Here is a 12,245-nt window from a genome sequence, read left to right as displayed (position 1 = left end):
GTTTTACTGGCGACCACGCCTGCTAAAGCTTCTGATTGTTACCGCGTGCACTCTTCAGCTTTTAATGTCGCGTGAATAATGCTTTTCAGAGCCTGTAGCCTGCGCGTCGCACCTTTGAGATAGCCGTCCTCCATGTTTGGTTCCAACGACGACAAGAACACGCCCGCGCCTTCTGCCCCGGCCTCTGCAGAGAAACCTGCAGAGAAACCTGCAGAGAAACCTGCAGAGAAAAAAGACCTGTTCGGCTGGCTGCGCAAGAAGCCGCAAGCACCGACCAACCCTGAGCCACAACCGGCGCCGGTTAGCGAGCAGCCGGTTGTTCCGGCTGCTCCTGCTGCTGAGGCCGCCGAGCTCGCACCTTCGCCCGTCACGGCGGCAAGTGAAGTCGCTGCGCCCGTTGAGTCGCCAGTTATTGTTGCTGAGGTCGCGGCCGAGCCGCAGCCTGCTCCGGTTGCTCCGGTTGCTCCGGTTGCTCCGGTTGCTCCGGTTGCTCCGGTTGCTCCGGTTGCTCCGGTTGCTCCGGTTGCTCCGGTTGAGCAGGCCGCTGCCGCCATTCCCGCGCCGGCTGCAACCAGCGCAGCGAGCCCGCAGCCACGTCCCTCGCGCTTTCGTATCAATGCCGGCAGCGAAGTGCTGCATGCGCATATTGAAGTGCCTGCGGTGGTTGAGCCGGTTATCGAGCCGCCTGTGGTCGTGCCTGCAGCCGTGCAGCCGGTCGCCGCGCCGGTTAAAAGCGCCGAGGAAAGCCGTGCCGGCTTTCTCGAACGCCTTAAGCAAGGCCTGTCGAAGACCAGCGCCAGCCTCGGCGAAGGCATGGCCAGCCTGTTTCTCGGCAAAAAGGTTATCGACGATGACCTGCTGGAAGACCTGGAAACCCGTCTGCTGACCGCTGATGTGGGCGTCGAGGCCACCACCGCGATCATCGGTAACCTGACCAAGCGCGTGGCGCGCAAGGAGCTGGCCGACAGCGGTGCGCTGTACAAGGCCCTGCAGGATGAGCTGGTTGCGCTGCTCAAGCCGGTCGAGCAGCCGCTGAAGATCGATAGCAGCAAGCAGCCCTATGTGATTCTGGTGGTCGGCGTAAACGGCGCGGGCAAAACCACCACCATCGGCAAGCTGGCGAAAAAACTGCAGCAGGATGGCAAGAAAGTCATGCTGGCTGCCGGTGACACCTTCCGCGCCGCGGCGGTGGAGCAGTTGCAGGTGTGGGGTGATCGCAACCAGATTGCGGTGATCGCCCAGCACACCGGCGCCGATTCCGCTTCGGTTATTTTCGATGCGGTGCAGGCGGCCAAGTCGCGCGGCATGGACGTGCTAATCGCCGACACCGCTGGTCGTCTGCACACCAAAGACAACCTGATGGAAGAGCTGAAGAAGGTCCGCCGGGTAATCGGCAAGCTGGATGACACCGCCCCGCACGAAGTGTTGCTGGTGCTGGACGCCGGCACCGGGCAGAACGCGATCAACCAGGCCAAGCAGTTCAATCAGACGGTCAACCTCACCGGCCTGGCGCTGACCAAGCTGGACGGCACCGCCAAGGGCGGGGTGATCTTTGCCCTGGCCAAGCAGTTTGTATTGCCGATTCGCTATATCGGGGTGGGCGAGGGCATTGATGACCTGCGCACCTTCGAGGCCGAGGCCTTCGTTCAGGCGCTGTTCGCGGAGAAATAGGATGATCAAGTTCGAGCAGGTCGGTAAACGCTACGCTAACGGCCATATCGGGCTGCACGAGCTGAGCTTCCACGTGCGCCGTGGCGAGTTTCTCTTCGTTACCGGCCATTCCGGGGCGGGCAAGAGCACCTTGCTGCGCCTGTTGCTGGCGATGGAGCGGCCAAGCAGCGGCAAGCTGCTGCTGGCCGGTCAGGATTTGTCGCATATCACCAATGCGCAGATCCCCTTCTTGCGCAGGCAGATCGGCGTGGTGTTCCAGAACCATCAGCTGTTGTTCGACCGCAGCGTGTTCGACAACGTGGCGCTGCCGCTGCAGATTCTCGGTCTGTCCAAGGACGAAATCGGCACCCGTGTGCGCACTGCGCTAGAGCGTGTGTCCCTGGCCGAGAAGGCCGAGCAATCCCCTGGCGACCTGTCTACCGGCCAGCAACAGCGCGTCGGTATTGCCCGCGCCATCGTGCATCGCCCGGCTTTGCTGCTGGCGGATGAGCCCACCGGTAACCTCGACCCGCGTCTGGCGGCCGAAATCATGGGCGTGTTTGAAGACATCAACCGCCTGGGCACCACCGTGTTGATCGCCAGTCACGACTTGGCGCTGATCGCGCGCATGCGCCACCGCATGCTGACTCTGCAGCGCGGCCGCCTGATCGGCGACGGGGAGGCCGCATGAGCGCCACCCGTATGCCACCTCCGCAACCGGCGCAACGCGTCGGTGCCGCGCCGAAGAAGTCCGAAACGCCGACACCGGGCGACGACGGCCCAAGCTTTTCCCAGCAGCTGCATGCCTGGCTAGAAAGCCATCGCGCCAGCCTGGTAGACAGCCTGCGCCGCCTGGGCAAGCAGCCGGTGGGCAGCTTTTTTACCTGCCTGGTAATGGCTGTAGCCCTGAGCCTGCCCATGGGCCTGGCGTTGCTGCTGGATAACGTCGAGCGTCTGGGCGTGTCCTGGCAGCGCGCGGCGCAGATCTCCCTGTTTCTGCAGATCGACGCCACGGATGCCCAGGGCCAGGCGCTGCGTGAGCAGATCGCTGAGATGGATGATGTGGAAGAGGCCGAGTGGATCAGCCGTGAACAGGCCTTGGCCGAGTTCCAGCAACAGTCCGGCCTCGGCGAAGCGCTGAAAGAACTGCCGGATAACCCGTTGCCTGGAGTGATTGTGGTCACGCCGCAGCAAGTCGACAAAGTCGCTCTGGAAGCCCTGCGTTTGCGCCTGGCCGAATTGCCGCGAGTGCAGCAGGCGCAGCTGGACCTGCTCTGGGTCGAGCGCCTGAGTGCCATGCTCAAGCTGGGTGAGCGTTTCGTCTTTGGCCTGACCCTGCTACTGGTGATGGCGCTGCTACTGGTGATCGGCAATACCATTCGTCTGCATATCGAGAACCGCCGCACCGAGATTGAGGTGATCAAGCTGGTTGGTGGTACCGATAGCTACGTGCGGCGGCCCTTCCTTTATATGGGCACGCTGTACGGTTTGGGCGCGGGCCTGCTGGCCTGGTTGCTGCTGGCTTATGGCCTGGGCTGGCTGAATGACGCCGTGGTGCGCCTAGCCGGTTTGTACGGCAGCGACTTCGCCCTTGCAGGCGTGCCAGTAGCCGATGGTCTATCCCTGCTGCTCGGCGCGGTGCTGTTGGGCTATATTGGCGCCTGGCTGGCGGTCGCACGGCACTTGAGTGAACTGGCGCCGAGGTAACGCGAAGTCGCGTTGCGACGACCTCCTTATGACCTTCTCCCTCCGGGAGAAGGTGGCGCGAAGCGCCGGATGAGGGATGTCTGTGATAACTTATTGTTTTGCTTGATATTGACTATGTGTAAAGGAACTTGTACCTCGGTATAAAGTCCCATAGGGCAGTGTTAGACTGCTCCACGATTCGTAAGTCGGAGGATTCAAATGTCCACTTCTTTGCAACCTGTTCATGCTCTGGTTCCGGGTGCCAACCTGGAGGCGTATGTGCATGCGGTAAACGGCATCCCGCTGTTGACCCCCGAGCAGGAGCGTGAACTGGCGGAAAGTCTCTTCTACAAACAAGACCTCGAAGCCGCCCGGCAAATGGTCCTGGCTCACCTGCGTTTTGTTGTGCATATCGCCCGCAGCTACTCCGGTTATGGCCTGGCCCAGGCCGACCTGATTCAGGAAGGCAACGTCGGCCTGATGAAGGCGGTCAAGCGCTTCAACCCGGAAATGGGTGTGCGCCTGGTGTCGTTCGCCGTGCACTGGATTCGCGCCGAGATCCACGAGTTCATTCTGAAAAACTGGCGCATCGTCAAAGTCGCCACCACCAAGGCGCAGCGCAAGCTGTTCTTCAATCTGCGCAGCCAGAAGAAGCGTCTGGCCTGGCTGAATAACGACGAAGTGCATGCCGTAGCCGCAAGCCTGGGCGTTGAGCCGCGTGAAGTGCGTGAGATGGAAAGCCGCCTGACCGGCCATGATATGGCCTTCGACCCGGCTGCCGAAGCGGACGACGAAAGCGCCTTCCAGTCGCCAGCTCATTACCTCGAAGACCACCGCTACGACCCGGCGCGTCAGCTGGAAGATTCCGACTGGAGCGACAGCTCCACCGCTAATCTGCACGAAGCGTTGGAAGGTCTGGATGAGCGCAGCCGTGACATCCTTTACCAGCGTTGGCTGGCCGAAGAGAAAGCCACGCTGCATGACCTGGCCGCCAAGTACAACGTATCGGCCGAGCGCATCCGTCAGCTGGAAAAGAACGCGATGAACAAGCTCAAGGGCTCGATTGCCGCGTAAATCGCGCTACTGTCAGAAGCCGCACCCAGGTGCGGCTTTTTTCTGCGTGTGCCAGGGGAAATCTCGATGAAATTACCGCCCATACGTCCACAGCACTGGCTGATCTTTGCCGTGGTTGCCGCCCTGTTCTTTGCCTGGGGTGCGTGGCTGATGCGTCCGCAGCCGGCCGCGCAACCTTTGCCCTGGCTGTTCGAGTGGCAGGAACAGGTGCTTACGCCGCTGGCCGATGATCGCCTGAGTCTGGTGCACCTGCACGATGCTCTGGATGGCGAGCTATGGCTGCAGCCCAATCTGGACGGCGCACGCCTGCTGTATCGCGGTGAACTGCAGGATGCTGATGGTAATTGGTCGCTGGAGGCGGAGGTCGGTCTGGATAACGCCGAACGCGAAAGCCTGCTGGCTGCAACCGGGCTAAAACCGACGGATAAGGAGCAGCCGTTGAGCAGCCAGCTGTTGGTGCCATTGGCCAATCGCCCGATTATTGCGCTGACCCTGTTACCACCGGCTCCGCTGGACGCTGCGCGACTCGCCGCGAGTATCGGTCAGCCGCGCCTGACCCTGGAGCTAGCGGAAGGCCAAGCCTGGGTCTATCCCGAGCTGGGCATGACCGCGCACCTGCAGGACGACGAGTTGTACTTCCTCTATGCCGTGCCGCGGCATCTGCTTAAACAGCGTTGAGTTAAACGCCCTTTAACCAGCTCGGCCACCATTCGGGGCGGCTGGGTTGCAGGCGGTTGAGGTAGTGGCTGCCGCCCAGTTGCCACATCTGCTGGCGAATCCAGCTGGCCCGGCGACTGATACGCGCGCTGGGGCGGCTGGCGCTCCATCCGCGCGGGTTGGGCAGTACGGCGGCCAGCAGGCTGCTTTGTTGGCGCGACAGGTAGGGCGCTCCGACCTTGAAATGATGCCGCGCCGCTGCTTCGGCGCCGAACACACCATCGGCCCATTCGGCGCTGTTGAGGTATACCTCAAGAATCCGCTGCTTGGGCCAGAGCGCCTCAATCAGGCCGGTAAACCACACTTCCATACCCTTGCGCAGCCAGCTGCGACCGGACCAGAGAAACAGGTTCTTCGCCACCTGCTGGCTGAGGGTGCTGGCGCCGCGCAGTGAGCCGCCTTGCTGGTTGTGCTCCAGAGCGGCCTGGATGGCTGCGACGTCGAAGCCCCAGTGCTCAGCGAACTTCTGATCCTCGCCGGCGATCACCGCCATCTTCAGATCGTCCGGCAGTTCACTCCAGGGCCGCCAACTGCGCTGCAGATCGATGGGCTGGTCGTTTAGCCAGGATTCGACCTTGCGCTCGACCATCAGCGCCGTGCCGGGTGGCGGTACCCAGCGCAGTAACAACACCAGCAGTACCGAGCCGAGGATCAGCCAGAGCAGGAGTTTGAGCAGGCGACGGAAGAGGGATCGAAACATGCGTGCTTGGCCAGGGTGATTTTGCCGGCCATTATAGCCAGCCCTGTCTTTATAGCTGGAGTGATGCATGGCTCGTCTGTGGTTATTGCTGTCCGCCTGTGCCGGTTTTACCGGTGTTGCCCTCGGTGCTTTTGCCGCGCATGGCCTGAAGAGCCAACTGACGCCGGCCTATCTCGCGGTATTCCAGACAGGCACGCACTACCAGCTGATTCACGCGCTGGCGCTGTTCGGCGTAGGCTTGCTGGCCATGCTGCGACCGACGCCGCTGGTTAATTGCGCCGGTGCGCTGTTTACCCTGGGTATCGTGCTGTTCTCTGGCAGCCTGTATGCCCTGACTTTGAGCGGCATCAGTGCGCTGGGCATGGTCACGCCCTTCGGTGGCGTGGCGTTTCTCGCCGGCTGGCTGTCTCTGGGGCTGGCGGCCTGGAAGCTCGGCGGGCGCCATAACGCTTGACCCGTAAGTCAGAAAGCACGCCGGGCGGCAGCCTTCAGCCTTGGTCAACGCCCATGATCAGGCTAGAATGCCGGCCCTTTTCCCAGTTTTGACCGACCCGTCATGCATATTCAGTTAAACGGTGAAGCATTCGAGTTGCCCGACGGTGCCACCGTCGCTGGGTTGATCGACCGTCTGGATCTGGCTGGGCGCCGCGTGGCGGTTGAGCTCAATCTGGATATCGTGCCGCGCAGCCAGCACGCCACCACCGCCTTGCGCGAGGGTGACCAGGTTGAAGTGGTCCACGCTATTGGCGGTGGTTGATCCCCGCTCATCGGTTTATCGCGTTCTGACTGCCGCCCACCTTTACGAGGATTACCCATGAGCCACGTTCCCAGCGACAAGCCCTTTACCCTGGCCGGCCGTACTTACCAGTCGCGGCTGCTGGTCGGTACCGGCAAGTATAAGGACATGGAAGAAACCCGCCTGGCCATTGAGGCCTCAGGGGCCGAGATCGTGACCGTGGCGGTGCGCCGGACCAATATCGGGCAGAACCCGGGCGAGCCGAACCTGCTGGATGTGATCTCGCCGGACAAGTACACCATCCTGCCGAACACCGCTGGTTGCTACGATGCCGTTGAGGCGGTGCGTACCTGTCGTCTGGCCCGCGAGCTGCTCGACGGCCACACGCTGGTCAAGCTGGAAGTGCTGGCCGATCAGAAGACCCTGTTCCCCAATGTGATCGAAACCCTCAAGGCCGCCGAAGTGCTGGTCAAGGACGGCTTCGACGTGATGGTCTACACCAGCGATGACCCGATCATCGCCCGCGAGCTGGCGGCCATGGGCTGCATCGCGGTCATGCCACTGGCCGGTTTGATCGGCACCGGTCTGGGCATCTGCAACCCCTACAACCTGCGCATCATCCTCGAAGAGGCTACTGTTCCGGTATTGGTCGATGCCGGTGTTGGCACCGCGTCCGATGCCACCATCGCCATGGAGCTGGGCTGCGAGGCGGTGCTGATGAACAGCGCGATTGCCCACGCGCAGAACCCGATTTTGATGGGCGAGGCGATGAAGCACGCCATCATCGCCGGGCGTATGGCCTACCTGGCCGGGCGCATGCCGAAAAAACTCTATGCCAGCGCCTCGTCGCCGCTGGATGGCCTGATTAAGTAGCGAGCACAGCATGACTGAATTGCAGCAACAGCCTGAGCCGGCTGAAGACACCTCCAAGCATCGCGCGATCAAGAGTTTCGTGATGCGTGCCGGGCGCATGACTGAAGGCCAGCAGCGCGGCCTCGATCAAGGCTGGCCGAAGTTCGGCCTGAAGCTGGAAGACGGCTTGCGTGATTTCGACCAGGTGTTTGGTCGCAGCGCGCCGCGTACCTTCGAAATCGGTTTCGGCATGGGTCATTCCACTCTGGAAATGGCCGCCGCTTCGCCCGAGCAGGACTTTATCGGGGTGGAGGTACATCGGCCGGGTGTCGGCGCACTGCTCAACGGCCTGATGATGCAGAACCTCAGCAATATGCGCGTCTACAGCTGCGATGCGATGGACGTGCTGCGCACCTGTGTGGCCGACGCCAGTCTGGATCGGGTACTGCTATTCTTCCCAGACCCGTGGCATAAGGCCAAGCACAACAAACGGCGTATCGTGCAGCCGGCGTTTGCAGCGCTGGTGCGGCAGAAGCTCAAGGTCGGCGGTGTGTTGCACATGGCCACCGATTGGCAGCCCTACGCCGAGTACATGCTGGAAGTGATGAGTGTGGCCCCCGGTTACCAGAATCAGGCCGAAGACGGCCAGTATGTGCCGCGCCCGACGGAGCGCCCGACCACCAAGTTCGAGCGCCGTGGCGAGCGCTTGGGGCATGGCGTATGGGATCTGAAGTTCCAGCGCATCGACTGATTGATTCACGCGCTGAGCTATCGGCGCAGCAAGACCATAAGCACAAGGACGATTGCACAAGATCGGAATAATCCGGCGCCCGCCAGGACGGCTCCTCACCAAGACGGCATATAAAACCGGGCAGCACTGCCCTGGTCATAAAAACAGCAGCCTGCCTCTGGCCAGGCTGCGAGGAGATCGCTGTGTTGAGAACGCTTTCAATTCTGCTGCTGGCTACGTGCGCGTTACAGGCACAGGCCAAAGTCGACAGTACCCAGGCTGCACGTCTGGGGCAGGACCTGACCCCGCTGGGCGGCGAGCGCGCGGGCAATACCGCTGGCACCATTCCGGCCTGGGACGGTGGCCTGGCGCAACCGCCGGCCAACTACCAACCGGGCATGCACCACCCTGACCCCTACAGCGCCGATGCGCCGTTGTATCAGATCAACAGCCAGAACCTGGCGCAGTACCAGGCGCAGCTGCCGGCGGGCCTCAAGGCATTGCTGGAGAAGAATCCGGATTACTTCCTGCGGGTATTTCCCACCCGTCGCAGCGCGGCTGCGCCGCAGCGCATCTATGACGCTACGCGTTTCAATGCGCAGACCGCCGAGCTGATTTCCGGCGGTAATGGTGTCGCCGGTGCCGCCGCCGGTATCCCGTTCCCGCTGCCTAAAACTGGTCAGGAAGCCATCTGGAACCACATCATGCGTTACCGTGGCGATCAGATCAGCTTTGTCACCAACCAGGCGGCAGTGTTGTCCAGCGGTACTTACACCCTGCTCAAGCTGGAGCGTGACATTTACTTCCTTTACGGTCGTGAAGGCGTCACTCCGCAGGATTTGGACAACACCCTGTTCTACTACAAGTACACGGTAGTCGCACCGTCCAAGCTGGCCGGCTCCGCGTTGGTGGTTCAGGAAACCCTCGACCAAATACTGGCGATCCGCAAGGCCTGGCGTTTTAGCCGTGGCGAACGCCGCGTGCGCCGCTTACCGATGCTAGCCTATGAGTCTGCACAGCCAGACACTTACGGTATGGCTAGCGCCGATCAGGTTGATTCCTACAACGGTGCACCGGATCGTTACGAATGGAAGCTGGTCGGCAAGCAAGAAATGCTGGTGCCATACAACAGCTACGCCGTGCACCAGAAGGGCATTCCCTACGAAAACATCCTGCGCAGCAACACCGTCAACCCGGAACTGCTGCGCTACGAGCTGCACCGTGTGTGGGTGGTCGAGGCCGAGCTGCGCAAGGGCTTTAGTCATCCGTATGCCAAGCGGCGCTTCTATATCGACGAGGACAGCTGGCAGATTCTTGCCGCTGATCTTTACGACAAGAGCGGCGAGCTGAACGGCGTGCAGGAAAGCCACCCGATCAGCTATTACGACGTGCCGATGTTCGGCAGTACCCTGGAGACCATCTACGACTTCAAAGGTAAGCGTTACTTTGTCGACGGCTTGGATAACAACGAGTCGATGTACAACTTCAACGCCAAGCTGAGCCCGCGTGATTTCACCCCGCAGGCGCTGCGCCGCGAAGGTAACTGATTATCACGGGCACTGAAAAAACCGCCTCTTCGCAGGCGGTTTTTTATGGGGGGCGACTACCGTGAAGCGACCGTGCATGGCTGCTTTACCAATGTAGGTGGTTATGCTGATGCCAAGCTGCAAGCTTTTAGTCGCGGACTGGCGCCTGGCTAAGCAGCCCTGATGCGATGGGGGTGGCGGCAGCCGTAAGCGGCTGTGTGGGTTTATCCGGGAAGTGCAGGCTCTCACGGCGGCCATGACGGCGCAGGGTGACATGCTGGCGTTGCACGCTGTTGAGGATCACCCCTGGGGCGATGGTGGCGCCGACCATAAAACGTGCAGGTGGTAGGCCGGCCTGGCCAATAATGGCGCTGGAGCGGCTGCTTTGTGGATGATTGAAGGCGGCCATCAAGGTCAGCTGCAGGGCGGTGGCCGGAGCCGGGCCGCTACTGTCGAGCAGAGGTGTACCGAACAGCCCCGCCAACTGCTGCTCATCTATAACCGTCTGCACCGGGGCTTGCTGCACAGGCATCAGGTTGATCGGGCTATGCAGTAAGCGCCAAAACGCCGCGCCCTGGTAAGCGAGGCTAATACTGCCGGCCAGTAGAAGCAGCAGGCACAGCCCCGTGATCAGGTGCTCCGGGGCGACTGGCAGGCCTGGTTTACGGGTATTCAACATGGCTATTGCTCAATGAAAAAACCCACGGTTGCTGACGCAGCCATGGGTTTTGGTGGTGCCGGGGTTTTACAGCTTGCCGATGCTCACGTTATCGATAAACAACGACTGTCCGCGTTGTGTACCCAGAATCAGCAGATCGGCGCGGCGCAGGGTGCCTGCAGGCAGTTGCACCTCATGCTGCAACTTGCTCCAGCTGCCGCCACGGGTGGAGCGCTGGCCAAGTGGCAGGTACTGGCCACGACCATTGCCATCTTCGACATACAGGTAGGCGTAGGCGATGGCGCTGACCGCACTGCTACGGCCAATGCTCAGGTCGGCCGAGACGCGATAGCGATTGCCTGCCTGGACATTACCGAGCAGGCTGACGCTTGCACCAGAGCCTTCATACTGGCGCTGATAGGCTTCCAGGGCCTGGCGGCTGCCGTTGGCGAACGTGCTGGCGCGGGCGCTGCCATGGAAGCCGGACCAGCCACCCATACCGTTCTCGAAGTTCCAGCCGAACTGGGTTGGCGCAGGGGGTACAGGCGGCGCGGCAGCCTGGACTTCCTGCAGTTCGACTTCATCAACCAGCAGGCTGCTGCCGCTGTCGCTCCAGATCGCCACATACAAATTGCGCACGTTGCTTGGCGTTGTGTAGGTGAAGGTTTTTTCCAGGCGGCTGAACTCGTTACCGGTCACGGACAGGTTGACCGTCTGTTCGGCGCTGTAGGTAAAGCGCCCATCGGTGCTTTCCTGCAGGATCGCCACGCGCACGTTTTCACGGCTGTCGCGGGCCTTGAGCATGGCCTTGGCTTTCAGGCGATATTTCGCGCCGGCAGTCAGGCCAGTCACTGGTGTGGCCAGTACGTTGAAGGACTGCGCTTCCATTTGCAGCGCATTGTCGCGGCAGTTCAGGGCCACATTGACCAGGCTCAGCTGCGCCTGACCGAACAGCGCCCGCCAGCCTTCGTTGCTGTTGAACTCGCCGTTGCTGACCAGGCCCTTGAGCGCAGGCTTGCTGCACCAGGGTAGTTCGGCCGGTGGCGTGGTCGGGTTGCCGGTGCCGGGGTTAGTGGTGATTGGCACCTGGGTGGCGCGGAAGGCGGTGATCTGGGTTGCCATGGCGTTCAGCGCGCGCACCGCGTCGGAGCGGTCTGGCATACCGCAGGGCTGGTTGGCGCAGTCGGCGTCATTCAACCGTGGGTTGGAAAATACCGGTGCCTGACGGCGCGCGCCGAAGACCTGCGGGTAGGCCATGATGGTGCTGAACTGGCCCTGGACGCCGTAGCCACGGCTCCATTCGTGGGTGCCATTGTGGCCGTTGGCGTTGTAGTAGCCTTCCTGCTGGTCCTGCTCGTAGGAGTGGCGCAGGCCCATATTGTGGCCTGCTTCATGGGCAAAGGTGCTGAGGCTGCAGTCGACGCCGGTCAGGCCATAGGCCATTTCCTTGGCGCCGCTGTTGAAGCGGTCGCTGTTCTTCGTGCCGGTGCCCATCCAGGCGATGCCGCAGATGCCATAACCCTGGCCTTGGGTGGTGCGGTTGATCAGCTGCACCACGTCGGCGCCGTATTGCTCACGCAGGCGTTTCACCTGGGCGTCGTCGGTGAACTTGTTGAGGTTGGCGCCGGACACGTCGTAGTAGTTGGCCCAGTTGAGCAGCTGCTTATGCACCAGGCGCAGGCGAATATTGATGCCACTTTTGGCGTAGGCCGTGTTGGTGTATTCGATATAGCTGGCGATACGTGCGTCGATATCGCGGCCGTTGGGCAGGCTCTGCGCGTCTTTGGTGTAGAGCACCATGATGTCGACGGTTTGCGGGTTGGCCTGGGCGCTATGGGCGGTCAGGGCCAGTGCGAGGGCGGAGAGCCATTGCACTTTCTTCATATCAGCGTTCCTTGTGCGATTTGAGTAAGAAG

13 protein-coding genes are annotated in these 12,245 nt (G+C 61.6%); 10 read left to right on the top strand and 3 right to left on the bottom strand.

The window, feature by feature from the left end:
* Positions 1-132: 132 nt before the first annotated feature.
* The 5 genes from ftsY (at position 133) to AC0T4W_RS19230 (ending at position 5,088) form a co-directional block, all read left to right on the top strand.
* Positions 133-1,671, top strand: coding sequence for a signal recognition particle-docking protein FtsY (ftsY, locus tag AC0T4W_RS19250; protein WP_476321734.1), 1,539 nt, complete (start codon positions 133-135; stop codon positions 1,669-1,671).
* A 1-nt stretch (position 1,672) separates the two neighbouring features.
* A complete protein-coding gene (ftsE, locus tag AC0T4W_RS19245; protein ID WP_476321732.1) occupies positions 1,673-2,341 on the top strand; it encodes a cell division ATP-binding protein FtsE in 669 nt (222 codons plus the stop codon).
* Positions 2,338-3,357 (top strand): permease-like cell division protein FtsX, encoded by a 1,020-nt coding sequence (gene ftsX, locus AC0T4W_RS19240; RefSeq protein WP_476321730.1) that lies wholly within the window; start codon positions 2,338-2,340, stop codon positions 3,355-3,357. The genes ftsE and ftsX overlap by 4 nt, the downstream gene beginning before the upstream one ends.
* Before the next feature lie 198 nt (positions 3,358-3,555).
* Positions 3,556-4,410: an RNA polymerase sigma factor RpoH gene (gene rpoH / locus AC0T4W_RS19235; RefSeq protein WP_167143438.1), complete on the top strand. Its 855-nt coding sequence runs from the start codon at positions 3,556-3,558 to the stop codon at positions 4,408-4,410.
* A gap of 66 nt (positions 4,411-4,476) precedes the next feature.
* Positions 4,477-5,088 (top strand): hypothetical protein, encoded by a 612-nt coding sequence (locus AC0T4W_RS19230; protein ID WP_476321728.1) that lies wholly within the window; start codon positions 4,477-4,479, stop codon positions 5,086-5,088.
* Between the two features lies 1 nt (position 5,089).
* Here the strand turns inward: AC0T4W_RS19230 and mtgA are convergent, their stop codons facing one another.
* Positions 5,090-5,827 carry a monofunctional biosynthetic peptidoglycan transglycosylase gene (mtgA, locus tag AC0T4W_RS19225; protein WP_476321726.1) on the bottom strand — a complete coding sequence of 246 codons (738 nt, stop codon included), beginning with the start codon at positions 5,825-5,827 and terminating at the stop codon, positions 5,090-5,092.
* Between the two features lie 67 nt (positions 5,828-5,894).
* On the opposite strand from mtgA, the gene AC0T4W_RS19220 reads away from it, so the two are divergent.
* From AC0T4W_RS19220 to AC0T4W_RS19200, 5 genes are all read left to right on the top strand, one after another.
* On the top strand, positions 5,895-6,281 hold the full coding sequence (locus AC0T4W_RS19220) for a DUF423 domain-containing protein (protein WP_476321724.1): 387 nt from the start codon (positions 5,895-5,897) through the stop codon (positions 6,279-6,281).
* 102 nt (positions 6,282-6,383) lie between these two features.
* Positions 6,384-6,584, top strand: coding sequence for a sulfur carrier protein ThiS (thiS, locus tag AC0T4W_RS19215; RefSeq protein WP_275960366.1), 201 nt, complete (start codon positions 6,384-6,386; stop codon positions 6,582-6,584).
* A 57-nt stretch (positions 6,585-6,641) separates the two neighbouring features.
* Positions 6,642-7,436 carry a thiazole synthase gene (locus AC0T4W_RS19210; protein WP_476321721.1) on the top strand — a complete coding sequence of 265 codons (795 nt, stop codon included), beginning with the start codon at positions 6,642-6,644 and terminating at the stop codon, positions 7,434-7,436.
* A 10-nt stretch (positions 7,437-7,446) separates the two neighbouring features.
* The gene (gene trmB / locus AC0T4W_RS19205) at positions 7,447-8,166 is read left to right on the top strand and encodes a tRNA (guanosine(46)-N7)-methyltransferase TrmB (protein WP_476321719.1); all 720 of its coding nucleotides are present in this window, start codon (positions 7,447-7,449) and stop codon (positions 8,164-8,166) included.
* A 182-nt stretch (positions 8,167-8,348) separates the two neighbouring features.
* Positions 8,349-9,692 carry a DUF1329 domain-containing protein gene (locus AC0T4W_RS19200; RefSeq protein ID WP_476321717.1) on the top strand — a complete coding sequence of 448 codons (1,344 nt, stop codon included), beginning with the start codon at positions 8,349-8,351 and terminating at the stop codon, positions 9,690-9,692.
* A gap of 127 nt (positions 9,693-9,819) precedes the next feature.
* On the opposite strand, the gene AC0T4W_RS19195 is transcribed toward AC0T4W_RS19200, so the two are convergent.
* Complete coding sequence (locus tag AC0T4W_RS19195; protein WP_476321715.1) at positions 9,820-10,350, bottom strand: type II secretion system protein N; 531 nt, start codon at positions 10,348-10,350, stop codon at positions 9,820-9,822.
* Between the two features lie 66 nt (positions 10,351-10,416).
* Positions 10,417-12,213 carry a biofilm-associated metzincin protease Mep72 gene (gene mep72 / locus AC0T4W_RS19190; RefSeq protein ID WP_476321713.1) on the bottom strand — a complete coding sequence of 599 codons (1,797 nt, stop codon included), beginning with the start codon at positions 12,211-12,213 and terminating at the stop codon, positions 10,417-10,419.
* Positions 12,214-12,245 lie beyond the last annotated feature (32 nt).

The sequence above is a fragment of the Pseudomonas sp. C7.1 genome, assembly GCF_056312395.1.
This window is presented reverse-complemented; position numbering and strand designations above follow the sequence as displayed.

What these genes read in the sequence shown, in the direction of transcription:
- ftsY (WP_476321734.1), top strand. Translation starts at nt 133, where the DNA reads ATGTTTGGTTCCAACGACGACAAGAACACGCCCGCGCCTTCTGCCCCG.
- ftsE (WP_476321732.1), top strand. Translation starts at nt 1,673, where the DNA reads ATGATCAAGTTCGAGCAGGTCGGTAAACGCTACGCTAACGGCCATATC.
- ftsX (WP_476321730.1), top strand. Translation starts at nt 2,338, where the DNA reads ATGAGCGCCACCCGTATGCCACCTCCGCAACCGGCGCAACGCGTCGGT.
- rpoH (WP_167143438.1), top strand. Translation starts at nt 3,556, where the DNA reads ATGTCCACTTCTTTGCAACCTGTTCATGCTCTGGTTCCGGGTGCCAAC.
- AC0T4W_RS19230 (WP_476321728.1), top strand. Translation starts at nt 4,477, where the DNA reads ATGAAATTACCGCCCATACGTCCACAGCACTGGCTGATCTTTGCCGTG.
- mtgA (WP_476321726.1), bottom strand. Translation starts at nt 5,827, where the DNA reads ATGTTTCGATCCCTCTTCCGTCGCCTGCTCAAACTCCTGCTCTGGCTG.
- AC0T4W_RS19220 (WP_476321724.1), top strand. Translation starts at nt 5,895, where the DNA reads ATGGCTCGTCTGTGGTTATTGCTGTCCGCCTGTGCCGGTTTTACCGGT.
- thiS (WP_275960366.1), top strand. Translation starts at nt 6,384, where the DNA reads ATGCATATTCAGTTAAACGGTGAAGCATTCGAGTTGCCCGACGGTGCC.
- AC0T4W_RS19210 (WP_476321721.1), top strand. Translation starts at nt 6,642, where the DNA reads ATGAGCCACGTTCCCAGCGACAAGCCCTTTACCCTGGCCGGCCGTACT.
- trmB (WP_476321719.1), top strand. Translation starts at nt 7,447, where the DNA reads ATGACTGAATTGCAGCAACAGCCTGAGCCGGCTGAAGACACCTCCAAG.
- AC0T4W_RS19195 (WP_476321715.1), bottom strand. Translation starts at nt 10,350, where the DNA reads ATGTTGAATACCCGTAAACCAGGCCTGCCAGTCGCCCCGGAGCACCTG.
- mep72 (WP_476321713.1), bottom strand. Translation starts at nt 12,213, where the DNA reads ATGAAGAAAGTGCAATGGCTCTCCGCCCTCGCACTGGCCCTGACCGCC.